This window comes from Arthrobacter sp. NPDC092385 (genome assembly GCF_044755105.1).
GTDB lineage: Bacteria > Actinomycetota > Actinomycetes > Actinomycetales > Micrococcaceae > Arthrobacter_D.
Genome location: NZ_JBIVQL010000009.1, coordinates 141,632 through 164,391 on the forward strand (window position 1 = coordinate 141,632; position 22,760 = coordinate 164,391).

Here is a 22,760-nt window from a genome sequence, read left to right on the forward strand (position 1 = left end):
TGCGGATCCGCCCCGGGATCATTCCGTCCGGGCCCGCGCGCCTGCGATCCGGTAGGACTCCTCGACGAGTTCCGTCAGCTCGTCATGGCCGATACGGCCGAGTCGCACGAGCACCAGCGATTCGTACTGCTCGTGGTGCGGGTGGATCAGGAAGGCGCCGGGCTGCGCCGCGAGGAGCGCGTCCCGCTCGGTGGTCTTGACCGTCAGGACGGTGTCGTCCCACATGCGCGCGAAGAGGGTCCGCGCGAACCAGGCGGGCCGGTTCCAGCTCAGCCGTTCGGAGGTACCGGGCAGGGCGAGGCACACGGACCGTACGTCGTCTTCGGTGACCATCAACCAACCATGGCACCGGGCACGGAGGCCGTCCAGCGGTTTCGGTCAGCCCCGGAAGAGCCGCTCGAGCAGGTCGACGGCGATGACCAGGGCGTCCTCGTCGATATCGAACCGGCGGTGGTGGTGCGGGGCCGGGTTGGCCGCCCCCACGAAGATGTACGTGCCGAGCCCTCCGGCCTCCTGCACGTCGCGGATGAGCAGGTGCGCGTCGTCGCTGCCGCCCCCGGAGGCGCCCTTGGGCGTGAAGGTGCTGATGGCCGGCACACCGTCCGCCGCGCGGGCCACGTCGGTGAGCAGCGCCTCGTCGGGCTGGGACACGGCCGCCCGCCCATAGACCTTCGTGGCGGCCGTGACGCCGTACATCTGCGCCGCCCCCTGCACCGCGGCCTCCGCCCGGCGGTTGAGGTCCTCGAGGACCTCGTTCGACGTCGACCGCGTCTCGTAGGTGATCGTGGCGAGCGCGGGGATGATGTTGGCGCTGCCGTCGGCGTGGAAGGTCCCCACATTGACCCGGGTGTCCGCCGCGGCGAAGCGCGTGAGCCCGAGGATCGCGAGGGTTGCCTGCGCGGCGGCCGCGAGCGCGTGCCGTCCCTTCTCCGGGGCGGCCGCCGCGTGGGCGGCCTCCCCCTCGAACCGCGCCGTCCACTTCGTGGTGGCCATCGCATCCGTGACCCCGCCGACGACGGTCCCGGTGGGCAGGTCACCGCCGAGGTGGACGGCGAGCATGCGGTCGACGCCGCGCGTGACCCCGGCATCGATCATCGGCTGCGCACCGCGGACACCCTCCTCCGCCGGCTGGAACATGATGCGCACGCGGCCGGGGAAGTCCCGGTCCCGCAGCCGGTCCGCGAGCGCCAGCCCGATCGCCGCGTGCCCGTCGTGTCCGCACGCGTGCATGAACGGCGTCGTGGACCGGAACCCGCCGGCCACGGGCGCGTGGCCGGCGTCTGTCTCCTCGTCGACGGGCAGGGCGTCGATGTCCACCCGGAGCCCCCACGTGGGGCCGTCCCGGTTCCCGTCGAGCTCCGCGATGACGGCGGTCCCGTGCTCCTGGAAGTAGGCGACGTCGTCGGGCGCCGCGCCCGCCTCGACGGCCCGCCGGCCCCACTCGTCCTTCTCGGCCTGCGTGGGTGGAAGGGCGATGCGCCCGACGTCGATGGCGTCCGCCCCGGTGGTGGCCCGCACGCCCCGTTCGGCCAGTTCGGCGAGGATCACGGACGCCGTCCGGTACTCGAGGAACCCGGGTTCGGCATGGGCATGGAAGCGGCGGCGGAGGGCGATGATCTGATCGGGCTGCATCCTCCGACCCTACGCATACCCGTGCGCCGCGCACCATGCCTGCCCTGCTTCGGGGAGGGCGGACCGGGGGAAGCCCGGGGCCGCAGCGTCACGATCCCATCACCACGCGGTCACGGTGTGCGCACGGATCAGCAACGATGCGAGGGCTCTACAACGATCCTGTTGCGACGCTGGTGCGTCCCGTACGCGGGCGCCACCATGGAGCGTCGACCCACGCTACGAAGGAGTAACCATGGGTACCTCAGCCACCCCGGCACTGGTGTCAACAGGGGCACTGTGCCTCGCTGTCCTGCTGTCCTCCTGCGCCGGCACCGATGCCGGCGGCTCCAGCACGCAGGAGGCCCGGCCCGCGGCCGCCACGTCCCCGGCGGAATCCGCCGCCCCGGCGGCGCCCACTCCCGCCGCTACGCCCACGCCGTCCACCGCACCGGCCACGGAGTCCCCTGCCCCACCGGCCGCACCAACTGCGGACGGCATCTGGACCACGTACACGACGACGGACGGGACGTTGGCCTTCGATCATCCGGCGGACTGGACGGTCGCCGACGCACCGGAGACTCCGCCCGACGGCATCTTCGTCGTCGTCGAAGACCCGGCCGGCAGGCGGCTCGCAACCCTCCGGACGAACCTGGTCACGGGGGCCGTCTGCCCCGCGGAACTCCCGTACGCGCTCCTCGACTCCCAGGCCCTTCCGGCGCTGGCGCAGGATTCGGGCACACCGAGGTTCACCTTCGAGGGGCGAACCGACCCGGCCGTTTCTGATCCGGTCGCGGCGTCCATCCTCGCCTACGGCATCACGTCCGCGCCGGAGCCCACGGGAGAGTCGGCCTGCCCGATCTCGCACTTCTTCACGTGGCCACCGTCGGGAGCGGCCTTCGGCGGCGTCTACGATCCCTTCGAGATCTACCCCGGGAAGCCCCAGCACGTCGACACTCCCGAGGCCTACATGGAGACGGAGGAGTACCAGGACCTCAGGACGATGATCACGTCGCTGCGTCCCGCAGGCTAGCTGCCTGCGATGACGGACGATCGCCGCACGCCGGGATCGGGTAGGAGGAACGCGCGGATCGCCGCGGCGATCTTGACCCCGCCCTGCACGGAGGGCTCGATCGGGTTCGCGTAGTCGCCGTCGTCGTCGCACACCAGGCGGAGGTCGACGACGGACACGCCGCGGGCGAAGGCTGCGCGCGTGATGCAGTCGTTGAAGAACGAAAGCGCTGTGCGGATGACGGCATAGCCCGGCTCCGAGGACGGCGTGTCGTAGATCGTGCAGACGGCGAGGGGCAGGCCTGCCGCTGCGACGCCGTCGATCATCGCCTCGTAGCCCTGCGCGAAGTCCTGCTGTGCGGCGGAGAAGGCCAGCAGCGCTTCGGCGGCGCCGCGCACCGGCCGCTGCAGCAGGTGCTGGTAGCCGAGGGCGTCGTTCCCTCCCACGCTGACCACCAGGTGGGTGGCGTCCGCCGGCAGCGAGTGCAGCTGGCGGGCCACGCCGGAGGTGACGTCGCCGTCGACCGCCAGCAGCGTGGCCCTCCAGCCCTCCGGCAGGGCCCCGCGCACCTGCCGGACGACGTCCGGCCCGTCGACGTACCGTCCATTGTCGAAGATGGAATCCCCGAGCAGCACCACGTGTCCCATGCACCCTCCTGGTCAGGTCGATCCCACCATCGTCACCGGGAGCTCGCCCGTGAAGCCAGTCCTCCATCCGGTGGCAGGGGAGGGCAGGATGGAGTACAAGGACAGGGCCACGAGCGGCCCTGGAGGAACGGACAGGACGGACATCACGTGAGGCCGATCGTCGCCACCGGAGTGCGGGACCTCGTGTCCCTCCTGCCTCCCCCACCGCCTGACGGGCGCCGGCTGATCGGGATCACCGGCACACCCGGCTCGGGCAAGTCCACCGTTGCGGCAGCGCTCGCCGCGCTCGATCCGGCGGCGTGGGCACAGGTACCCATGGACGGATTCCACCTCGCCGACCGGGAACTCGTGCGCCGGGGCCTCCTGCAGCGGAAGGGCGCCCCCGACACGTTCGACGCCCACGGGTACGCGGCGCTGCTGGCTCGCGTGCGGAGCCGTCCGGACCACACCGTCTACGCGCCGGCCTTCGAACGCGACCTCGAGCAGCCCCTCGCGAACGCGCTGCCCGTCCCTCCCTCCGTATCGACGGTCGTCACGGAGGGCAACTACCTGCTGGTCGACGGGCCCGGCTGGCGGGATGCGCGCCGGCAGCTCGACGAGGTCTGGTTCATCGACGTCGACCCGGTGCTGCGGCGCAGCCGGCTCGTGGCGCGGCACATCGAGTTCGGCAAGTCACCCGCTGCCGCCGAGGAGTGGGTGCTCCGGGTCGACGGGGCGAACGCCTCCCTCGTCGAGGCCACGAGGGAGGCCGCGGACCGGATCCTCGACTGCTCCTCGTGGGTACTCCCCTAGTCCGCCAGGAACCAGTCCCGCGCGGGATTTCCGACGTCGGGCGCGGCGCGGGCCACGCCGGGCTGCGCCACCCAGTCCACCCCGTTGGCGAGCACGCGCTGGATCTGCGGGTGGTGGTAGACCGGGTATTCCTGGTCGCCGGGGCTGAAGTAGAAGATCCGGCCCTTGCCACGGGAGAAGGTCACGCCCGAGCGGAACACCTCGCCGCCGGCGAAGGAGCTGATGAAGATGAGATCGTCCGGCTCGGGGATGTCGAAGAGTTCGCCGTACATCTCCTGCTCCGGGATGACGATGGGGCTCTCGATGCCCGCGGCGATCGGGTGTGACGGCTTGACCGTCCAGACCAGCTCGCGTTCGCCGTCGTTCCGCCATTTGAGGGAACACGTGGTGCCGAGGAGCCGCGTGAGGATCTTCGAGAAATGGCCCGAGTGCAGCACCACGAGGCCCATGCCTCCGAGGACGTGGCGCTGCACGCGCTCGACCACCTCGTCCGAGACCTCCCCATGGGCGATGTGCCCCCACCACAGCAGCACGTCTGTCCCGGCGAGGCGCTCCTCCGTGAGCCCGTGCTCGGGATCGGCGAGGGTCGCCGTCGTGATGTCCGAGCCGGGGAAGTACCCGGCGAGGGCCTCCGCGACAGCCCCGTGGATACCGCGCGGATACATCTCCCCGATGGTCGCCGGTTCGTTGCGGGCCTCATGGACGCCCTCGTTCCAGACGAGGATGGTGGGCTTGGTGTCGAATGCCATCAGAGATGGACCTCCCGGTGCTGGGCTGCGGATGCGTAACAGGCGTCGATGATGCGGGCCCGGTCGAGCGCGAGCGAGCCGTCATGCCGTCCCCACTCGGCTGCGCCCGCGCGGATGGCTGCGAGGAAGTCGTCGACGACGCCACGGTGGCCGAGGGACGGGCCGACCTCCGGCTCGTGGTCGCCCTTCTCGGTGAAGACGCGCAGCGTCTCGACGGCGTCCTGCGGCCCGCCGACCCGGCTCAGCGCAGCACCGCCGTCGGTCCCGTAGACCCGGAAGTCCATCAGGTCCTCGGGTTCCCGGTAGGCGGCCCAGCCCGCCTCGACGAGGAGGGTTGCACCGCCCTCGAGGCGCATGAACGCGGAGGCGAAGTCCTCCACCTCGAAGGCCGAGCCCGCGGCCTGGGCCCCGTAGGTCCCGCCGCCACGGCCCTGCGGACCGAGTTCCGAATAGGCCGACGCCGAGACCGAGAGGACCTTGGGCTCGCCGAGCAGGTGCAGTGCGTAGTCGATCACGTGCACGCCGATGTCCGCGAGGGGGCCGCCGCCGGCCATGTCCCGGTTGGTGAACCAGCTGCCGAGGGACGGGATGCCGGAGCGGCGCAGCCAGGAAGCCTTCGCGTAGTAGGGGCGGCCGAGTTCGCCGTCGTCGATGACCCGCTTGAGCGCCGTGATGTCGCCGCGGCGGCGATGGTTGAAGGCGATCTCGAGGACGCGCCCGGCCCTGCGTGCGGCGTCGACCATCAGCTGGGCCTCGTCGCCGTTGCGCGCGATCGGCTTCTCGCTGAGGACATGGAGGCCTCTGGCCAGGGCCGCGACGGTGATCGGGGCGTGGAGGAACGTGGGGACGGCGACGCTGACGGCGTCGAGCCCCTCGAGTGCGATCAGGTCCTCCCAGCGGGCCACCGCGTGCGGGACGCCGTACTCGTCGCGGAGTTCGGCGAGGAGGTCCGGCTCCATGCCGGCCACCCCGATGATCTCGACGTCGTCCCTGCCCGCGTACGCGTCCAGGTGCTGGCGCCCGGCCCAGCCGATCCCCACCACACCCACCTTCAGGCGGGACCGGCCACCTGCCGGGGTCACGTCGCCCACCTGCCCGCTCGTCGAAGGCGGGTCGCCCGCCTTCTCGTGGCTCACGTGCTCATCCAAGGGTGCGGTCCTTCGCTGTCGGGTCCGGCGGCTACGGTGTGAGCCCCTCCAGCAGTCCTACCGCCTTGATGCGCGTCCTGTCCACGGGTTCCCCGCCGCCCCGCGATTCCTCCTGGCCGGGAAGTATCCCGGCACGGCCCGGGTTACCGCCTGTAGCCGCACCGCACGGGTGCCCGAACAGGAGGACACACATGACCATCGTCATCACGGGAGCCACAGGCCACCTCGGCCGCCAGGTCATCGAACAGTTGCTGGCCCGCGGCGTCGACCCGTCCACCATCGTTGCCGGCGGCCGCAACGAGGACGCCCTGGCCCAGCTCGCCGGGAAAGGGATCCGCACGGCGCGCGTCGACTACTCCGACCCGTCCACCCTGGACGACGCCTTCGTCGGCGCCGAGAAGGTCCTCCTCATCTCCGGCAACGAGATGGGCAAGCGCTCGGTGCAGCACAAGGCCGTGATCGACGCGGCCCGCAAGGCGGGAGCTTCCCTCGTGTACACGAGCGCGCCCAAGGCCTCGACCTCCGCCCTCGTCCTGGCCCCGGAGCACAAGGCCACCGAAGGGCTGCTCGAAGGATCGGGCCTCACCTACACCGTGCTGCGGAACAACTGGTACACCGAGAACTACGACGACACCATCCGCCAGGCGGCCACCACGGGATCCATCCTGACGAGCACGGGCCGCGGGAAGATCGCGAGTGCGACGCGCAGGGACTACGCCGAGGCCGCCGCCGTCGTCCTGCTCTCGGACGAGTACGCTGGCGAGATCCTCGAACTCGGCGGCGACGAGCCGTGGGACTTCGACGAGCTGGCCGCGACCGTCTCCGAGGTCGCGGGAAACCACGTGACCGTGAACCAGGTCTCTACCGAGGAGCACATCGCCGCGCTGAAGGGCTTCGGGCTCGACGACGGCACCGCCGGTTTCGTCGCGGCGCTCGATGCGAACATCGCCGAGGGCCTCCTCGCCGAGAGCGACGGCACGCTCTCGCGCATCATCGGCCGCCCCACGACGCCGCTCCGGCAGTACGTCGGCGACCTGCTCGGCGCGTAGCCTCCAGTGGCGCTGTGCCCCTGCTGCGGGCTGCGGGGCGGCGGGGCGGCGGCCCCTGCTGCGGCTTCGTGCACGCGCTTGACGCGGAAGAACCGTGTCGCAGCGCAACACGCCGAGGAATCGGGCCGACCGAGAACCAAGGCCGTGCAGGAAGCCGCAGCACTGCGTCCCATGCCGCGCAGGGAACGACGGCGCCCGCGCGCCCGCAGCTACGCTGGCACGACGACGGCGGCATGCGCCGGGAAGGAGCACCCGTGCCGAATGACCAGGACCTCTCGGTCGGACAGCTCGCTGCACGCAGCGGCATGAGCGTCTCCGCCCTGCACTTCTACGAGCGGCAGGGCCTCATCTTCAGCCGCCGGACCTCCGGGAACCAGCGCCGGTACGACCGTTCGATCCTGCGGCGGGTCGCCGTCATCCGGGCCGCCCAGCGCGCGGGCATCCCCCTCGCCACGGTGGCCGGGGCCTTCGCGGAGCTGCCGAAGGACGGCGTCCCGGACCAGGAGGACTGGCAGCGACTGTCGGCTGCCTGGCAGCAGGAGATCGAGAAACGCATCGCGCAGCTCGAGCACCTCCGGGACCGGTTGGGCGGCTGCATCGGGTGCGGATGCCTGTCGCTGGCCACGTGCGGCTTCGTCAATCCGGACGACGCCGCCGGGCGCCGCGGCATCCCTTCGACCCTCCTCGACCCGTGAGGAGCCGATTTGACCTCAAGCTTTGTTGAGGTTCTAGCGTTGAGGGCATGACAGTCCCAACGGGTCACGCAGCACCCACCGCCGAGCTCTTCAAGGACGCCTTCCGCGCACACCCCGCGGGGATCGCCGTGATCACGGCGCAGGGACCCGACGGCCCTGTCGGCCTGACGGCGTCGTCCGTCTCCTCGGTCTCGGCGGAGCCCCCCGTCCTCGCCTTCTCCGTGTCGACGGCATCGCCATCGGCGGCCGCCCTCGTCCAGGCGGACACGCTCGTGGTGCACCTGCTCGGCGCGGACCAGCTCGGCATCGCCCGGCTGTTCGCGGCGCGCGGCGCCGACCGGTTCGGTGGCGCCGCGGACTGGCACCCGCTCCCCTCGGGCGAGCCCCTCCTGGCCGATGCACCGTGGGCGCTGCGCTGCCGCATCCTGCACCGGCTGCCGGTCGGCGGTTCCATGATCATCGCCGCCGAGGTCCTTTCCATCGAGCAGGGAACGCACGACGACGTCGCGCCGCTCGTCTACCACAACCGTTCCTACCATCGGCTGGGCGACCAGTCGCTGCTGGGATGACACCACCACAACGAGGAGCATTCGATGAGCGAATACGTACTGCCGGATCTTGACTACGACTACGCGGCCCTGGAGCCGCACATCTCGGGCCGGATCATGGAGCTGCACCACTCCAAGCACCAGGCCACCTACGTCAAGGGCGCCAATGACGCCCTCGCGCAGCTCGCCGAGGCCCGCGCCACAGGCCAGTTCGGGACCATCCCGAAGCTCTCCAAGGACCTCGCGTTCCACGTCGGCGGCGTGATCAACCACAGCATCTTCTGGAAGAACATGTCCCCCGAGGGAGGCGACAAGCCCGAGGGTGAACTCGCCGCGGCCCTGGATGACGCGTTCGGGTCCTTCGACGCGTTCCGCGCCCACTTCACCGCTGCCGCGACGTCCCTGCAGGGCTCGGGCTGGGCGGTGCTGGCGTACGAGCCGCTGGGGAAAAACATCGTGATCGAGCAGCTCTACGACCAGCAGGGCAACGTGCCCGTGGGTACCGTGCCGCTGTTGATGCTGGACATGTGGGAGCACGCGTTCTACCTGGACTACGTCAACGTCAAGCCCGACTACGTCAAGGCGTGGTGGAACCTGGTGAACTGGGCCGACGTCCAGACCCGCTTCCAGGCCGCCCGCACCGGGGCCTCCACCCTCATCACCCCCGGCCTCTGACACCCGGCCCCTGACAACCGAATGCGAAGGGCGGCCCTCCTCGAGGGCCGCCCTTCTGCGCGTGACTCAAGGCACCAGCACCAGCCGGAGTGCGTCATGCCTCCGTCCATCAGGATTAGTTGCTTAGGCAACCTAAGGAGTAGGCTGGATCGTCATCGTCAGAAGGAGCAACGTCGTGCGTGAGGCCCTGCAGCGGCTCGGATCCTTCACGATCGTCGGCACGGTCGCCTTTCTCGTGGACATCTCGGTCTACAACATCCTGGCCTCGGGATTCGGGATCGGCCCCATCACCTCGAAGGTCGCCTCCGTGACGCTCGCGACCGGCGTTTCCTGGCTCGGCAGCCATTACGTCACCTTCCGGGAGTTCGCAGGCCGGCCCAAACGCGAGGAGGCCATCCTGTTCGGCCTCACGAACCTGGTGGGGCTCGGCATCGCCGCCGCCTGCCTCGTCGTGTCGCACTACCTCCTCGGCCTGACGAGCCCCCTGGCGAACAACATCTCGGCCAACGTGGTCGGTGTCCTCCTGGGCAACGTCTTCCGCTACGCCGCCTACCGGTTCTTCGTCTTCCGCCCCGCACCGCCCGCGGCAACCGCCGCACCCGCGGTGCCCGCCGCACCCGCGGTACCGACCCGCGAGCCCTGCGTCGCCGGGTCCTGACCGGCGAGCCGCGCCCACGCAAGGGCTGCCGGGACAGCGCCAGGGGCTCGGCACAGCCTGCGTCCCCCACGTAGGATGAGTATCGATCATCAGCACGCTTCCGAGCTGCCGCACGCTTCCCCGGAAAGACTCCGCCATGCGCGTCCCCGCCGCCCTCACAGCCCTGGCCCTCAGCAGCGGACTCTTGCTTGCCGCGTCCGGACCTGCCACCGCCAACTCCCCCCAGCCGGCGACGCGAACGACCGGACAGGTGACCCCGGTCCTGCCCGAGCCTGAAGAAGCGATCGTTTCGCCGTCAACCACCCCGGATGCACCCGTCACCCCTCCAGAGCAGACCGACCCGGCTACGCAACCCGGCACCCTGCCTCCGGACACTCCCACCGAACCGGGTACCCTCCCTGCCGAGCCCGAACCGTCCGATACGGCAGGCGTCACACCCGATCCGGCCCCCTCGTCACCCACCGCCACGACGGACGCCGATCCCGGCACGGCCTCCCCCACCCCCTCACCGACTGCATCGCCCTCCGAGACCGGCCCGCAGTCGTCGGAGCCGTCGGATCCGTCGGAGTCACCGGCCGCTCCCGCGGGCGTGCCGGCCGGGAACAGCGCCGTCAGGATGGGCGGTGCCGCGGTGCCCGCACCCGTGCCGCCGTCGGCTGTTCCGTCTTCCCGCGGCGCCAGGACTGTGCCCACGGACGCCGCTACGCTGCAACCCCAGGCCGACGAGGTGATCGCGGCTCCTAAGGTTCTGACCAGCGAGGGACTCTCCGCGCGCTACGTCGCGGCCGGCATCCTGAGCCTTGTCGCCGTCGCACTCACCCTCGCGATCGCCGTCGTCTCCCAGCCGCGGCGCAGGCGGCGCACGCACTAGGACCCGCAACAGACGCTGAACGCAGAAGGAGCCGGGAGTTTCCTCCCGGCTCCTTCTGCGGTCTGGGCTAGCGGACCTGCAGGGTCAGCATGCCCGTCGAGTTGGACTGCACGACCTCGATCTTCGTGCCCGTGCCGGCGACGACGACGGAGCCCTGCGGGTTCGCGGCGTCGTAGTAGGCGTTGGGGTTCGTGTCATCGAAGACGGCGACGCCGGGCTGCGACGGCGCGGTGAGCGTCGCCATGCCGGCCGCAGTCTCGCGGTGGAGGCTGAGCGCATCCGTCGCCTGCTTGCCGAAGGTGGCGTCGAAGCTCTGGATGCGGTTGCGGACCATCGTGCCGTCGGACCAGGTGAGGGCCTTCGGGTGTGCGTCCACGGGCAGGGCCAGGCCGGCGCCGGGGTGCTGGCGCGTGTTGTTGTTGCGCTGCGCGGTGTTCCAATAGGTGATGCTCAGGCCGTCCTGGTAGGCGTAGTGCTCGACGGCGTCGGGTGCGGTGACGCCCCAGCCGAAGTTGTACGGGCCGGTCGCGAGCGTCGCGTCGTAGCCGCCGTACACGCGGTTCTCCGCGATGTAGAAACGCCCGTTGCCGGCGGCGTCCTTCGGCAGGTTCACCACGACGGCCTGCGGGGCCTTCGTGGCATGGAACGACGGGCCGATCTTGTGGGTCGACTTCACGCCGGCGATGGCGACATCGTAATCCAGCCAGCCGAGCTGAAGCTTCTCCCAGGCGCCCATGTGGTTCGGGGTGGTGCCGATGGAGCCGTCCCCGTGGCCGAGCCATGAGCCGGAGCTCATGAGTGTCCAGAAGCCCGTGCCGTTCTCGCCGCCGCTCGTGTCGTACAGGTCGGGCAGGCCCAGGTCGTGGCCGTACTCGTGCGCGAAGACGCCGAGGCCGCCGTTCTCGGGTTCCGTGGTGTAGTCGCGGATCCAGATGTCGGAATCACCGATCTTGATGCCACCGTAGGGGTTGGCTGCGGGACCGGACGTGCCGCGCCCGGCCTGGCCGACGGCCCAGCGGTGCGACCAGATGGCCGACGACGCCGCGCCGGCCTCCTCGCCCTCGCCCGCGTGGATGGCCTGGAAGTGGTCGATGTAGCCGTCGGCCTCGTCGAAGTCGCCGTCCTTGTCGAAGTCGTAGCGGTCCCACTGGTCGAAGCTCGCGAGGTACGCGTCGATCTCCGCGGCGGTCTTGCCCGCCGCGACCTGCGAGTCGTACCAGGCGTCCGCCGTGTCCTGCACGAAGCGGGTCATGTCCGCCTGGCTCTCGGTCTCGCCGTAGCTCGCCGAGTTGTAGGGGATGGTGACCCAGTCGCTGACGTCTCCGTCGACCGTGTACCGGCCGCTGGACATCTCCTCGTACACGCCCTTCAGCGATTCGCCCTCCTCGCTGAAGAACATGTCGAGGTAGTGCTCGCGGTCGAAGGTGTCCGACCAGTAGGTGGAGTTGTCCACCGCGCGGTTCGGCTCCTTGATGGTGTTGTGCGTGGGGCCGGCCGTGGAGGTCGGGAACCGCGGGTCCACCTGGTCCCCGAAGTCCACGAGGAAGGACAGGATCTGGTCGCTGTCCTGCAGGCCGTACTGCGCCCACTGGCCGGGGGCGACCTTGACGGCCTTGGAGCCGCCGCGCTCCTCGACCGTCGCCTCGCCCGAGAGGACCTTCGCCACGGCCTGCTGGTTCAGGTCGCGGCGCGCTTCGGCGGCGGGATCGGAGCGGTCGTCGAGCTTCTCCGCCGCGCCGTCGGCGCTGGGTGAGGAGGTGGAGGACGACGGCGTGGCGGTGGCCGAGCCCGGCGCGGTGCCGGTGGTGGCCTGTGCGCTCACGGGAGCGAGCACGACGGCGCTGGTCACGGCGAGCGCCATCGCGCACCGCAGCCCCCGTGTACGTGGAGTGAGATTCAAGGGTTCTCCTTAGTTCAAATATCCCAGCGGATGCAGAGCACCCTCAGGTTAGGTGCCTGAGGTTACGAACATGTTGCCTGAGTCACACGTTCTGGCTCGCACGCTAGCACCGGCCACGGACACTCGGGGAGACGGTTGCGTTCTGTGAACCACCTTCCGCCCGGCCTCTGGCGCACCCTGGGGAGGAGACCTATAGTGGGCCCCTGCACCCAGGAGCGGGGCGCGACTACACGAACCGCGCCAGCACGCCCGCAGCTTCCCCCAGCACGTCGGACCGGGTGGTCGCGTGGACGGAGAGCCGGATGCGGTCCTCGCCGTGCACGGTCGCGGAGATGTCCGCGGCCGTCAGCGCCTCGTGTGCCTCCGCCGCCCGCCCGGGAAGTCCCGCCACCACGATTCCCGCCCGCCGCTCGCGTTCCCGGGGCGAGAGGACCGGCACCCCGACGGCGTCGAACTCCTCGGTCAGGGCTGCGGCATGCGTCGCGACGATGCCGTCGATCGCCGCGACCCCTACCGATTCGACCAGTTCGAGCGCCTCCGCGAAGGCTCCGGTCGCGTAGGGCGAGAGGTTCGAGACGGAGAAACGCTGGGCGCCGGGCAGCGGCGGGTGCTCCTCGCCGTCGTACCGGCGGGAATCCGTGACGCCCGTCCACCCGGTGAGCAGCGGTTCGATCCGGCCGATGCCCTGCGGCGAGAAGGCGAGCGCCGCGACGCCCCATCCGCCGCGGACCCACTTCTGCGCGCCGGCGATCAGGACGTCGGCCGCGGTCCAGTCCTGGTCCACGATGCCGAACCCCTGGATCCCGTCCACCACGAGGAGGCGATCGGGCCCGATGGCGTCGCGGATACCCGCGAGATCCGCCCGGTAGCCGGTGCGGAAGTCCACGGCGCTGACGCTCACCGCGACGGTGTCCTCCGTCAGCCCGCGGGCGACGACGTCGGGGGTGACCAGCGTGCCGGGCCCTCCGACGAGCTCGACGCGGGCCCGTCCGAGGTCGCGGGTGCGCAGCCAGGGGTAGGTGTTCGAGGGGAACTCGCCGGCGCTGACGAGGACGGTTCCAGCGCCCAGGCCGAAGGCGACCTGGAACAGCCCGAGGGAGGTGCTGCCCGTCAGCCCCACGTTGTCGAGCGGGAAGCCGCTCAGCCGGGAGAAGGCTTCCCGTGCGCGGGAAGCCTCGCCCTCGAGCGTGGCGCCCGCCCCGGTCTCCGCCGCGCCGGCCGTCTGCATGAGGTGTGCCACCCGGTCGCGGACCCTGCTCGACGGCGGCCCGTAACTGGCGAAGTTCAGGTACCCGGGAGACTCGGAGAAAGCGTCCTGGTAGGACGCGAAGGCGGCTGCGTCGTCGTTCTCCGGACAGGTCATGCCACCCTCCATGCTTCGCGCTCCTGCTTTCGGCCATGCCTCGGTCTGGCCATCTTCTGGCAAGGGTAGTCAAGGTTTCGCACTGAGGCCCGCGCGGAGGCATTCGGCCGCGGAAGGAAGATCCCGCGACAAGCGGCCCTGGCGTCCGAGCCGCCAGAGGTCAGCGCCGCTTGTTCCTGCCCTTGATGATCGCATTCGCACTGTTCCGCTTGATGTTCCCGGAGCGCTGGCCTGCGCTCCGGACTCGACCGCCGGGCGTACCGCCGGCACCGACGCCGGGATCATCCGTGGACGTGCCGGCACCGGTCGTGTTTCCGCCGAGATCCGGGATCTCCCGGACGTTCGTCGCAATACGTTCTTTCCGCACCTCCTCGGTGACCGTCGCCCTCCCGGTCACCGTGGCCGTACCCAACCGCACCCGCTCGACGGGCACCGTCTCCTTCCGCACCACCGCGCGCTCCTCGCGGCCCACGAACTCGATGACCTCCTCCTGGAAGAGCGAGTCCCGTGCCGCACTGTCGAGCGTCGTCGTCGTGATCGGCTCGCGCTCGATCCGCAGCTCGTCCCGTGTGAGGGGCACCGTCTGCGTGGCCTCCTCGGTGATGACGTACTTGCGCAACCGGACGCGAGCGGCCTCGTAGCGCTCCGTTCCGACCCGGAGCCGCTCCTCCGAGCGAATCATCCAGGGTTCGCCGCCGTCGGGCTCGCGGGTCGCTGCCGCGTCCGTGTCGGCGACGGCCGAGTCGGTGTGGGTGTCCGCCACCGTGTCAGTGACGGCCGAGTCGGCGTCGCGGGTCACCGCCGCGTCAGTGACTGCCGCCGCCGAGTCAGAGTCGGCGACCGCCGCCGAGCGGACCAGGCCGTAGTGGGCGTACAGCCCACTTTCATCCTCGGGACGGAGGTGGCCGTCGCGCTCCGTCGAGGGAGCATGCTTGATCAGCTCGCGGGGGTACGTCACGACGAGGTGACCGCCCTCCACCGAGGCTCCCAGGAGCGGGACGAAGGACTCCTTGGTACCGAACAGTCCGGTGTGGACGGTGACCCAGGTCGGCTCTTCGGTGACGTCATGCAGGTACACCTCACCGATCGATCCCACCTTGTCCCCCTCGCTCGTGACGACCGCGCTGCGGCGGCGGAGAAGGGGAGCGAGATCGTGCATGGTGAGCATGGGGAGTCCTGTCATCGGTTCCGTCCACGGGAAACAGTGGGATGACGTCACAGTAGGGCGACACCCCGCCGAATGACAAGTGTGCTTACTATTTCGGGGCCACTAGCCATCAGGCGGATTGACTGCTGCTCCCGGCAGCAGCCTATGGCGCCGCCAGTTCCGCGAGCAGCTCATCCGAACGGGCCTGCGCCTCGAGGTCGAACGCCCCGCCGCTGACCAGCAGTTCGTCGGCGCCCGTCCTCGCCTGCAGCTCGGCGAGCTGCCGCCCGACGTCGGCAGCGGTCCCGTGGACCGCGGTGGCGAGCGATTCCTCGACGTAGCCCTCCTCCCGCGCGGACAGCGGCTGGTCCCCGACGGCCTCGAGTGGCGGGAAGGAGCCCCTGGTCCGCGAGACGGCCATCGCCCGTGCTTCCGGGAGGAGGAGCTGACGCGCCTCCGCCGTCGTTCCTGCGACGGCGACGTTCAGCGAAGCGGTGACGTGGGGACGGTCCCACCACGGTGAGGGGCGGAAGGACGAGCGGTAGCGCTCGAGCGCGGGATTCCGGTCCCGGAACAGGGCGGGCCCGCCGAGCACGACGGCGAGGCCGGCCTGCGCCGCGATGTCCACGCCGTGACCCGTGGCGAGGACGAAGACGGGCGTCCGCCCGGCATCCTGCGGCCGGGCGGTGATCGGGGCCGTGCCGCCGAGGAAGGCGAGCAGTTCGGCGATGTCCTCACCGAACCGGTCCGCCTCCTCCTTCCCCGTCCGCAGCGCCGACCGCACGGCCTGCGTGAACCCGAGGGAACGCCCGAGCCCGAGGTCGAAACGGCCGTCGAACAGCGCTGCCAGGGTAGCCGCCTGCTCGGCGACCACGAGGGGCTGGTGGTTCGGCAGCATGATGCCGCCCGTCCCCACCCGGATGGTCGCCGTCCGCGAGGCGACGGCCGCCGCGAGCACCGCCGGCACGGACCCCGCGATGCCCGGCACGCCGTGGTGCTCGGCCACCCAGAAGCGCCGGTAGCCCAGCCGTTCGGCCCGCTGCGCGCGTTCGATCACGTGCTGCAGCGTCTCCGCCTCGGAGGAGCCGAGCCGGGACTGCGCGCGGTCGAGGATGGACACGCCGGAGAAGGGAAGGGTCATATCGATGGAACCGGCGACGGTCCGGTGTGATTCCGCCCGGCCGCCGCGCCGACGCGGGAAGGGCGCTCAGCCGCCGAGCACGAGGGTCCCGTCGATCCGACGCGGGATCCCGAGCGGATTCGATTCCTTGAGGGCGTCGGGCAGCACGTGCTCCGGCGCGTCCTGGTACGCGACCGGGCGCAGGAAACGCCGCACCGCCGTCGCCCCCACGGAGGTGAACTGCGTGTTCGTGGCGGGCCACGGGCCGCCGTGATGCTGGGACCACGCCACCGCGACACCCGTGGGCCACCCGTCGAAGAGGACCCGACCCGCCAGTACCTCGAGCCGCTGGACGAGAGGAGCCACATCCTCGCCCGGCTCCGCATGCACGGTCGCCGTGAGGCTTCCGTCCAGGTGGTCGAGGGCCCTGGCCAGCTCGTCGTCGCTGCCGTACCGCACCAGCAGGGTCACGGGCCCGAAGACTTCCGCGAGCAGTTCCTCCGGGTGACGCACGAGGGTTTCGACGTCGGTGGCCAGGACCACGGCCGGCACGCCGTCCTGGACCGGCGTGGTGGACCCGGCGACCTGCTCGACGCCGGAGACCGACAGCAGCCTGGAGATCCCCTGTCCGAATCCGGAGGCGATGGATTCCGAGAGCATGGGGGTGGCCTGGGGACCGACCAGCGACGGCAGCGCTTCTTCCAGCCTGGCCCCCCGGGGGAGGAAGACCACACCCGGTTTCGTGCAGAACTGGCCGGTACCGAGCGTGAAGGACCCCACGAGCCCCTGTGCGAGATCCGTGCCCCTCGCGGCGTCCGCGGCCGCACTGACCACCACGGGGTTGATGCTGCCGAGCTCCCCGTAGAACGGGATCGGCACGGGCCGGGCCGCCACGAGGTCGGCGAGCGCCCGCCCGCCGGCCACCGAGCCGGTGAAGGCGACGGCGGCGATCTCGGGATGCTGCACGAGCTCGATACCGGCGTCGTATCCCTCGACGAGGGCGAAGAGCCCCCGCGGAGCATCCACCGAGCGGAGGGCCCCCGCCACGATCTCGGCGGTTCGCCGCGAGAGTCGCGCGTGCGCGGGATGGGCCTTCACGATCACCGGACATCCGACGGCGAGTGCGGACGCCGTGTCCCCTCCCGCCACCGAGAACGCGAACGGGAAGTTCGAGGCCGCGAACACCGCCACCGGACCGATGGGGCGGAGCATCCTGCGGAGGTCCGGTTGGGGAGGTGCTGCATGGTCGATGGTGGCTTCCAGGTAGGAGCCCTCCCCGACCACCGTGGCGAACAGGCGCAGTTGCGCCGTCGTACGCGCCACTTCGCCGACGAGTCGCTGCTCGGGCAGGTGCGTCTCCTCCATCGCCGTCTGCACGAGTTCGGTGACGGCGGCATCGAGGGCGTCCGCGATCGCCGTCAGCCACCGCCCCCGCTGGGCCTCCGGGGTCCGCGCCGAAGCGGCGAATGCCTCCCGCGCACGGCGGGCGACGCCGTCGATTTCCTGCGTCGTCGTGTCGGCGGTCAAGGTCTCATTCATCGTCGTCCTCCGTTGTGTTCCGCATTATGCAAAATCGAAGCCGAGCCCGGGGCGGGTCACGCCGCTGATGCGCCCGTCGCTGATCGTCATCCCCGTCGGACGCCGGAGGGCGCCGAGGTCCTCGAACCCGGCGTCTTCGACGTCCTCGACCCATGTCGTCTCCGGAAGGGCGAGTGCTAGCTGCCCGGACAGTTCAGGAAGCAGGTGCGGCGCGAGTTCGGCGCCGTACTCCCTGGCCAGTGCCACGATCCGGAGGAACGGCGTGATGCCGCCTACCCGGACGACGTTTGGCTGCACGATGTCGCAGGCACCCGTCTCGAGGAGATCGCGGAACCGGTGGACCGTGTGGGCGTTCTCGCCCAGGGCGACCGGGATGTCCGTCTGCCTGCGCAGGGCAGCATGTCCCTGCGTGTCATCGGCCCGCAGCGGCTCCTCGAGCCAGCGGAGGCCGAACGGGCTCAGACCCTCCGCCGCCGTGACGGCGCGCCCGAGATCCCAGCGTTGGTTCGCGTCGACCATGAGATCCACGTCCGGCCCGATCAGGTCCCGCACCATGGCCACCCGGTCGATGTCCTCCGCGAGCTCGGGCTTGCCCACCTTGATCTTGACCGCACGGTGACCGGCCGAGAGCCAACGTTGCACCTGCTGTCCCAGCTCGCGCTCGGAGTAGTGCAGGTTGACTCCGCTGCCGTAGGTGGGCTGCGAGCCGTGCGCCCGGCCGAGGACGTCGGTCAGCGAGCTGTCCCGGCTCCGGCAGACCAGGTCCCAGAGCGCGAGGTCGAGACCGGCGAGCGCGATGGTGGAGATCCCGCCGCCCCCCGCCTCGTGCACCCTCTCCCACACCTGCTGCCATACCTCGGGGTAGGCGGGCATGCCGATGACGAAGGGCGCGATATCGTACCGGAGGAAGGCCTCGACGGCTTCGGCTCCGATGGTCGGGGTCCAGGAGAAGCCCTTGCCGACGGACCCGTCCGCCGCTGTCACGACCACCTCGATGATCCCGACATCGACCACGTCGACGGCCCAGGGCCGTTTCAGCGGAACACGGAGGAGACGCGTGTCCACCGACCCGATCAGGGGTCCGGTCATGAGGCCAGTTCCTGCCCCCGGTCGATCAGCTGCCGCAACCGCTCCAGCTGCTCCGGGTCGGGGTCGACGAGCGGCGCCCGGACCGACCCCACGGGCAGTCCCTCCAACTGCACGCCAGCCTTGACCAGTGACACCGCGAAACCGGGGACCTCGTCCCGCAACTGGACCAGCGGTGCGTAGAACTCGCGCAGGAGCTTGCGCTGGCGTCCTTCGTCACCGTCCGCGTAGGCGGCGTAGAAGGCGTTCGCCACGGTGGGCGCCATGGCGAAGACGGCCGAGGAGTAATGGGGGACCCCGATGGCCCGGTAGGCCGCCTGGCTCAGCTCGGCCGTGAGCAGACCGTTGAAGAACAGGACGTCCTCCCGGCCCGAGCGCTCGGCAGCGAGCACGAACTGCTGGGCCAGGGCGATGTCCCCCACGCCGTCCTTGAATCCGATGATGCGGGGATTGCGCAGGAGGACCTCGACCGTCGCCGGCGTCAGGGCTGCGTTGGCGCGGTGGTAGACGATCAGCGGCAGCTCCGTGACGGCGGCGATCGCCTCCACATAGGCCACCAGACCCGCCTGGGGCGCCCCGACGAGGTAGGGCGGCAGGATCAGGAGCGCGTCCGCGCCGGCATGTTCGGCCTCCACGGCGACCTGCCGGGCATGGCCGAGCGGGCCTCCGGTACCTCCGACGACGGGTACGCGCCCGTCACTGACGGCCACCGTGGTGTCCAGCACGTCCCGGTACTCGCCGACCGTCAGGGCGTGAAATTCGCCGGTACCGCACGCCGGGAAGATGCCGGCGGGAGCGTGGTCCAGTCGCGTCCGCAGATGCTCGGCGAGGAGGTCGGTGTCCACCCGGTCCCGGTGGTCGAAGGGCGTGACCGGGAAGAAGAGCACTCCCCGGGGGTCTGTTAGCTCAGGCAAGGGACACACCGTTCGTCGTCGGGTCAGAGAGGCCAAGGGCCGCGAGTGTGGACTGCGGCAGTTCGGTCCGCCAGCTCCGCCGCGCCCGCCAGCCGAGCAACTGCTCGGCGCGGTCGGAGCTGAAGACGGGCGCCGTGCCCGTCAGTCCGGCTGCGAGGCCGCCGATGTTCGGGACGTGCTCGGGCAGCAGTGTGTCCATGGGGCCGAGCGCGAGCGCGTCCGCCGCGCCGACGAAGAAGCAGCTCCCGTTCGGCACGCTGTAGGACCGCCCGGTCCACGCCACCACGAAATCCCCGGCATCCCGGGCGTCGACGTAGTTGAAGAGCGCGACGGCGGACAGCGAGGGGTCCTCGAGGCGTTCGCGGACGGTGTGGCCCTGCTGGGTGGGCGCGCCGTCCCATTCCTCCGGTGCTATGACGAAGCACGGACGGAAGAGTCCGAAATCGACGGCGCGCCCATGGGCCCTCGCCGCCATGGCGATCAGGTGCTCCACCGCCTCCTTCGAGGCCGCGTACCCGTTCCAGGGCGTGATCGGATGGTCTTCGTCCAGCGGCAGGTACTGCGGCGCCCACCCCTGCGGAGATCCATAACCCACCACAGTGGGGCTGCTCGCGACGAGGAGCTGCGTGGCCCCGGCGGCCACGGTCGCCTCGATGACGTTGTACGCGAGGCCGGTGTTGGTCGCGAAGATCACCGGATCGGGGGCGCTGAAGGGCACGGAGATCGCGGCCAGGTGCACGACGCCGTGCGGGCGGAGCTCCAGGAAGAGGTCCCGCGTCGCCTCCGCATCCCTGAGGTCATGGATGATCTGGCGGGCGGCAAGGCCGTCGCTCGCCTCCCGATCGACGGACAGCACCTCATGGCCCGCCCCCGCCAGCGCCTCGATGACGCTGGCTCCCAGCCTGCCCGAGCCGCCGGTCACCACGTAGCGGCTCACAGGGCCTGCTCCGCCCGCAGCGGCTGGAGCGCCAGGTCGGCCACCAGGACGGCCTGTCCCGTCTCGAGCGACCGGTTCCCGGCCAGCCCCACCGACACGGCACGGACGCCGTCCCGCCAGCTCGCCGCGTGCCGCAGGGGATCCTCCGCGGCACCGACGAAGAGATCGTGCAGGAGCCTGGCGTCACCACCGCCGTGTCCGCCGTCGGCCTCGGGGATGGGTACCCGGCGGGCCGGGGAGAAATGCTGCTGCACCGTGAGCGTCTCCCCGCCCGGCCGCCCGTCGTCCTCCGTGACGCCGTCGGGCCTCGCACTCGGGTCCACGAGCACGGCGCCCTGCGCATCGAGCAGCACGGCTCCGCGTTCGACGACGGTGAGCTCGGCCCGGCCCCTCGTGCCGTTCACCGAGACGACGTATCCCTCCCACGGGGAGTGGGCGTTGAGCGAGTAGGACATGCTGGCGCCCGCGGCGTAGTCCACCACGAGGGAGAGGTTGTCCTCGATGGTGATCCCCGCGTCGAAGACGTCCTGGTCGCGCCGGTAGCCGTCGTGGTGCTCCTGGTCGAGGTAGAGCGCCTTCAGCACGGGGTCCTGCCGGAGGTCGAGGCTGAAGGCATCCTTCAGCTCCGAATCGATGCTGCCCCGCTCGGGGCGCTCCCCCAGCCCTCTGCGGCCAGCATTGTCCGCTCCGTAGAACCGCAGCCCTCCACTCGCGAAGACCCTGGTGGGCGTGTCGTCCAGCCACCAGTTCACGAGGTCGAAATGGTGGGACGCCTTGTGGATCAGCAGTCCGCCGGAGTTCGCCTTGTCCCGGTGCCACCGCCGGAAGTAGTCCGCGCCGTGTGCGGTGTCCAGCACCCACTCGAAGTGCACGCTCGTGACGTCACCGATGGTTCCGTCGGCGATCACCTGCCGCAGCGCCGTGTTGCGCGGTGAGTACCGGTAGTTGAACGTCGTCGTGACGCTTCGCCCTGTGCGTTCGACGGCTTCGGCGATGGACCTGACTCCCTCCACCGAGATCGTCAGCGGCTTCTCGACGATGACGTCCGCCCCGGCGTCGAGGGCCGTGACGATCAGTGCCGCATGGGTGTGGTCGGGGGTCGTGATAATCACCCGGTCGACGGCGTTCTCCGCGACCGCTGCGGTGAGATCGGAGGGTGCGAACCGGTGCGGCCTGTGCTCGTGGCCGAGGGACTCGAGGTGCCGCTCGTAGTAGTCCAGCCGCCCTTCGTTGCTGTCGGACCACGCCACCAGCTCAGCGGTATCGGCGTGGGGGCCGGTGATGGCGTCGATGTACATCTGGGCCCGCGAGCCGGTGCCCACGAGGGCGTACGTGTGCCTGTGCGTCATGGAGATGGCCGCTTTCTACTTGATCCCGGTGGTTGCGATGCCCTTGATGAGGTAGCGCTGGCCGATGAGGAACGCGATGAACAGGGGGAGGAGGGAGAGGACGGACATGGCGAACATGCCGCCGAAGTTGGAACTCGACGAGGAGTCCAGGAATCCGCGCAAGGCGAGGGAGACGGTCCAGTTCTCCTGCTTGGTCAGGTAGATCAGCTGCCCGAAGAAGTCGCTCCAGGTCCAGATGAACGTGAAGATGGCCGTCGTGGCGAGGGCTGGGACCATGAGCGGCAGGATGATCTGGAAGAAGATCCTGATGTGACCGGCGCCGTCGATCCGGGCCGCCTCGTCGAGCTCCTTCGGGATGCCGCGGATGAACTGCACCATGAGGAAGACGAAGAAGGCATCGGTGGCCAGGAACTTCGGCAGGATCAGAGGGATGAACGTGTTCACCCAGCCAAGCTGGGAGAAGATCACGTACTGCGGAACGATGATCACGTGGACCGGCAGCATGATGGTGGCCAGCATGGCGGCGAAGAAGAGGGTCTTCCCGCGGAACTTCAGGCGCGCGAAGGCATAGGCCGCGAGGGAGCACGAGATGAGGTTGCCCAGGATCGACCCGAGGACCAGGAGCCCGGAATTCTTGAGGAAGTGGCCGAAGGCGAATCGTTGCGCATTCCAGCCCTCCACGTAGTTGTCGAGGCTGATGTCGGTGAACACCAGTCCCTGGTCCCGGAAGATCAGCTCCGTGGGGCGGAACGAGCTGAGGAGGAGCCAGATCAGCGGGTACACCATCACGAGGGACAGCGCGATGAGTCCGGCGTGCTTGAGCAGGCTTATGAGGCGCCTGCGCCGCGCCCTCGCCCGGATGCGGTCGGAGTCTTCGGTGGACGCCCGCGGCGTCGCCGGCGTGGGAGCTTTCATGGGTGTCGCGGTGGCCATGGTCTCGCTGGTCCTTTCAG

General features: G+C 70.4%; 23 protein-coding genes. 8 read left to right on the plus strand and 15 right to left on the minus strand.

Annotated elements, in window-relative coordinates; translation table 11 throughout:
- Positions 1-18 precede the first annotated feature (18 nt).
- Both ACIQCY_RS13100 and ACIQCY_RS13105 read right to left on the minus strand, forming a co-directional pair.
- Entirely contained in the window at positions 19-333 is a 315-nt protein-coding gene (locus tag ACIQCY_RS13100; RefSeq protein ID WP_400484325.1) for an MmcQ/YjbR family DNA-binding protein, read from the minus strand.
- Positions 334-378: 45 nt separating this feature from the next.
- A complete protein-coding gene (locus ACIQCY_RS13105; protein ID WP_400484326.1) occupies positions 379-1,632 on the minus strand; it encodes an amidohydrolase in 1,254 nt (417 codons plus the stop codon).
- A 232-nt stretch (positions 1,633-1,864) separates the two neighbouring features.
- On the opposite strand from ACIQCY_RS13105, the gene ACIQCY_RS13110 reads away from it, so the two are divergent.
- Entirely contained in the window at positions 1,865-2,641 is a 777-nt protein-coding gene (locus ACIQCY_RS13110) for a hypothetical protein (protein WP_400484327.1), read from the plus strand.
- On the opposite strand, the gene ACIQCY_RS13115 is transcribed toward ACIQCY_RS13110, so the two are convergent.
- Entirely contained in the window at positions 2,638-3,267 is a 630-nt protein-coding gene (locus ACIQCY_RS13115) for an SGNH/GDSL hydrolase family protein (protein WP_400484328.1), read from the minus strand. The two genes, ACIQCY_RS13110 and ACIQCY_RS13115, sit on opposite strands and share 4 nt — an antisense overlap.
- A 147-nt stretch (positions 3,268-3,414) precedes the next feature.
- On the opposite strand from ACIQCY_RS13115, the gene ACIQCY_RS13120 reads away from it, so the two are divergent.
- Entirely contained in the window at positions 3,415-4,059 is a 645-nt protein-coding gene (locus ACIQCY_RS13120; protein ID WP_400484329.1) for a nucleoside/nucleotide kinase family protein, read from the plus strand.
- Here the strand turns inward: ACIQCY_RS13120 and ACIQCY_RS13125 are convergent.
- Together ACIQCY_RS13125 and ACIQCY_RS13130 are read right to left on the minus strand one after the other, a co-directional pair.
- Entirely contained in the window at positions 4,056-4,808 is a 753-nt protein-coding gene (locus tag ACIQCY_RS13125) for a ThuA domain-containing protein (protein WP_400484330.1), read from the minus strand. The genes ACIQCY_RS13120 and ACIQCY_RS13125 overlap by 4 nt on opposite strands.
- Positions 4,808-5,890, minus strand: coding sequence for a Gfo/Idh/MocA family protein (locus ACIQCY_RS13130; protein ID WP_400484379.1), 1,083 nt, complete (start codon positions 5,888-5,890; stop codon positions 4,808-4,810). Before ACIQCY_RS13130 ends, ACIQCY_RS13125 begins: the two co-directional genes overlap by 1 nt.
- Positions 5,891-6,147: 257 nt before the next feature.
- Between ACIQCY_RS13130 and ACIQCY_RS13135 the strand changes: the two genes are divergently transcribed.
- The 6 genes from ACIQCY_RS13135 to ACIQCY_RS13160 all read left to right on the plus strand — a co-directional run bounded on the left by ACIQCY_RS13135 (position 6,148) and on the right by ACIQCY_RS13160 (position 10,452).
- Positions 6,148-7,005 (plus strand): SDR family oxidoreductase, encoded by an 858-nt coding sequence (locus ACIQCY_RS13135; RefSeq protein WP_400484331.1) that lies wholly within the window; start codon positions 6,148-6,150, stop codon positions 7,003-7,005.
- 254 nt (positions 7,006-7,259) lie between these two features.
- The gene (soxR, locus tag ACIQCY_RS13140) at positions 7,260-7,700 is read left to right on the plus strand and encodes a redox-sensitive transcriptional activator SoxR (RefSeq protein WP_400484332.1); all 441 of its coding nucleotides are present in this window, start codon (positions 7,260-7,262) and stop codon (positions 7,698-7,700) included.
- 47 nt (positions 7,701-7,747) lie between these two features.
- A complete protein-coding gene (locus ACIQCY_RS13145) occupies positions 7,748-8,269 on the plus strand; it encodes a flavin reductase family protein (RefSeq protein ID WP_400484333.1) in 522 nt (173 codons plus the stop codon).
- Between the two features lie 24 nt (positions 8,270-8,293).
- Positions 8,294-8,923 (plus strand): superoxide dismutase, encoded by a 630-nt coding sequence (locus tag ACIQCY_RS13150; RefSeq protein WP_400484116.1) that lies wholly within the window; start codon positions 8,294-8,296, stop codon positions 8,921-8,923.
- Positions 8,924-9,098: 175 nt separating this feature from the next.
- The gene (locus tag ACIQCY_RS13155) at positions 9,099-9,581 is read left to right on the plus strand and encodes a GtrA family protein (protein WP_400484334.1); all 483 of its coding nucleotides are present in this window, start codon (positions 9,099-9,101) and stop codon (positions 9,579-9,581) included.
- A gap of 136 nt (positions 9,582-9,717) precedes the next feature.
- Positions 9,718-10,452, plus strand: a complete 735-nt coding sequence (locus ACIQCY_RS13160) for a hypothetical protein (RefSeq protein WP_400484335.1) — start codon at positions 9,718-9,720, stop codon at positions 10,450-10,452.
- Positions 10,453-10,519: 67 nt separating this feature from the next.
- Here the strand turns inward: ACIQCY_RS13160 and ACIQCY_RS13165 are convergent, their stop codons facing one another.
- From ACIQCY_RS13165 to ACIQCY_RS13210, 10 genes are all read right to left on the minus strand, one after another.
- Positions 10,520-12,352: an immune inhibitor A domain-containing protein gene (locus ACIQCY_RS13165; protein ID WP_400484336.1), complete on the minus strand. Its 1,833-nt coding sequence runs from the start codon at positions 12,350-12,352 to the stop codon at positions 10,520-10,522.
- Positions 12,353-12,578: 226 nt separating this feature from the next.
- Entirely contained in the window at positions 12,579-13,715 is a 1,137-nt protein-coding gene (locus tag ACIQCY_RS13170) for an aminotransferase class V-fold PLP-dependent enzyme (protein ID WP_400484337.1), read from the minus strand.
- A 160-nt stretch (positions 13,716-13,875) separates the two neighbouring features.
- Positions 13,876-14,898, minus strand: coding sequence for a PRC and DUF2382 domain-containing protein (locus tag ACIQCY_RS13175; protein ID WP_400484338.1), 1,023 nt, complete (start codon positions 14,896-14,898; stop codon positions 13,876-13,878).
- 127 nt (positions 14,899-15,025) lie between these two features.
- Positions 15,026-16,003 carry an MsnO8 family LLM class oxidoreductase gene (locus ACIQCY_RS13180; protein WP_400484339.1) on the minus strand — a complete coding sequence of 326 codons (978 nt, stop codon included), beginning with the start codon at positions 16,001-16,003 and terminating at the stop codon, positions 15,026-15,028.
- A gap of 66 nt (positions 16,004-16,069) precedes the next feature.
- The gene (locus ACIQCY_RS13185) at positions 16,070-17,521 is read right to left on the minus strand and encodes an aldehyde dehydrogenase (NADP(+)) (protein WP_400484340.1); all 1,452 of its coding nucleotides are present in this window, start codon (positions 17,519-17,521) and stop codon (positions 16,070-16,072) included.
- A 24-nt stretch (positions 17,522-17,545) separates the two neighbouring features.
- Positions 17,546-18,610 (minus strand): mandelate racemase/muconate lactonizing enzyme family protein, encoded by a 1,065-nt coding sequence (locus ACIQCY_RS13190; RefSeq protein WP_400484341.1) that lies wholly within the window; start codon positions 18,608-18,610, stop codon positions 17,546-17,548.
- A complete protein-coding gene (locus ACIQCY_RS13195) occupies positions 18,607-19,521 on the minus strand; it encodes a 5-dehydro-4-deoxyglucarate dehydratase (RefSeq protein WP_400484342.1) in 915 nt (304 codons plus the stop codon). Before ACIQCY_RS13195 ends, ACIQCY_RS13190 begins: the two co-directional genes overlap by 4 nt.
- Positions 19,514-20,458 carry an NAD-dependent epimerase/dehydratase family protein gene (locus ACIQCY_RS13200; RefSeq protein ID WP_400484343.1) on the minus strand — a complete coding sequence of 315 codons (945 nt, stop codon included), beginning with the start codon at positions 20,456-20,458 and terminating at the stop codon, positions 19,514-19,516. Before ACIQCY_RS13200 ends, ACIQCY_RS13195 begins: the two co-directional genes overlap by 8 nt.
- Positions 20,455-21,807 carry a Gfo/Idh/MocA family protein gene (locus ACIQCY_RS13205; protein WP_400484344.1) on the minus strand — a complete coding sequence of 451 codons (1,353 nt, stop codon included), beginning with the start codon at positions 21,805-21,807 and terminating at the stop codon, positions 20,455-20,457. The genes ACIQCY_RS13200 and ACIQCY_RS13205 overlap by 4 nt, the downstream gene beginning before the upstream one ends.
- A gap of 15 nt (positions 21,808-21,822) precedes the next feature.
- Positions 21,823-22,722 carry a carbohydrate ABC transporter permease gene (locus tag ACIQCY_RS13210; RefSeq protein ID WP_400484380.1) on the minus strand — a complete coding sequence of 300 codons (900 nt, stop codon included), beginning with the start codon at positions 22,720-22,722 and terminating at the stop codon, positions 21,823-21,825.
- Positions 22,723-22,760 lie beyond the last annotated feature (38 nt).

Bases quoted from the DNA above. Each gene is read 5' to 3' on its own strand.
- ACIQCY_RS13100 (WP_400484325.1), bottom strand. From the start codon at position 333: ATGGTCACCGAAGACGACGTACGGTCCGTGTGCCTCGCCCTGCCCGGT.
- ACIQCY_RS13105 (WP_400484326.1), bottom strand. From the start codon at position 1,632: ATGCAGCCCGATCAGATCATCGCCCTCCGCCGCCGCTTCCATGCCCAT.
- ACIQCY_RS13110 (WP_400484327.1), top strand. From the start codon at position 1,865: ATGGGTACCTCAGCCACCCCGGCACTGGTGTCAACAGGGGCACTGTGC.
- ACIQCY_RS13115 (WP_400484328.1), bottom strand. From the start codon at position 3,267: ATGGGACACGTGGTGCTGCTCGGGGATTCCATCTTCGACAATGGACGG.
- ACIQCY_RS13125 (WP_400484330.1), bottom strand. From the start codon at position 4,808: ATGGCATTCGACACCAAGCCCACCATCCTCGTCTGGAACGAGGGCGTC.
- ACIQCY_RS13135 (WP_400484331.1), top strand. From the start codon at position 6,148: ATGACCATCGTCATCACGGGAGCCACAGGCCACCTCGGCCGCCAGGTC.
- ACIQCY_RS13145 (WP_400484333.1), top strand. From the start codon at position 7,748: ATGACAGTCCCAACGGGTCACGCAGCACCCACCGCCGAGCTCTTCAAG.
- ACIQCY_RS13150 (WP_400484116.1), top strand. From the start codon at position 8,294: ATGAGCGAATACGTACTGCCGGATCTTGACTACGACTACGCGGCCCTG.
- ACIQCY_RS13160 (WP_400484335.1), top strand. From the start codon at position 9,718: ATGCGCGTCCCCGCCGCCCTCACAGCCCTGGCCCTCAGCAGCGGACTC.
- ACIQCY_RS13170 (WP_400484337.1), bottom strand. From the start codon at position 13,715: ATGACCTGTCCGGAGAACGACGACGCAGCCGCCTTCGCGTCCTACCAG.
- ACIQCY_RS13175 (WP_400484338.1), bottom strand. From the start codon at position 14,898: ATGACAGGACTCCCCATGCTCACCATGCACGATCTCGCTCCCCTTCTC.
- ACIQCY_RS13180 (WP_400484339.1), bottom strand. From the start codon at position 16,003: ATGACCCTTCCCTTCTCCGGCGTGTCCATCCTCGACCGCGCGCAGTCC.
- ACIQCY_RS13185 (WP_400484340.1), bottom strand. From the start codon at position 17,521: ATGAATGAGACCTTGACCGCCGACACGACGACGCAGGAAATCGACGGC.
- ACIQCY_RS13190 (WP_400484341.1), bottom strand. From the start codon at position 18,610: ATGACCGGACCCCTGATCGGGTCGGTGGACACGCGTCTCCTCCGTGTT.
- ACIQCY_RS13205 (WP_400484344.1), bottom strand. From the start codon at position 21,807: ATGACGCACAGGCACACGTACGCCCTCGTGGGCACCGGCTCGCGGGCC.
- ACIQCY_RS13210 (WP_400484380.1), bottom strand. From the start codon at position 22,722: ATGAAAGCTCCCACGCCGGCGACGCCGCGGGCGTCCACCGAAGACTCC.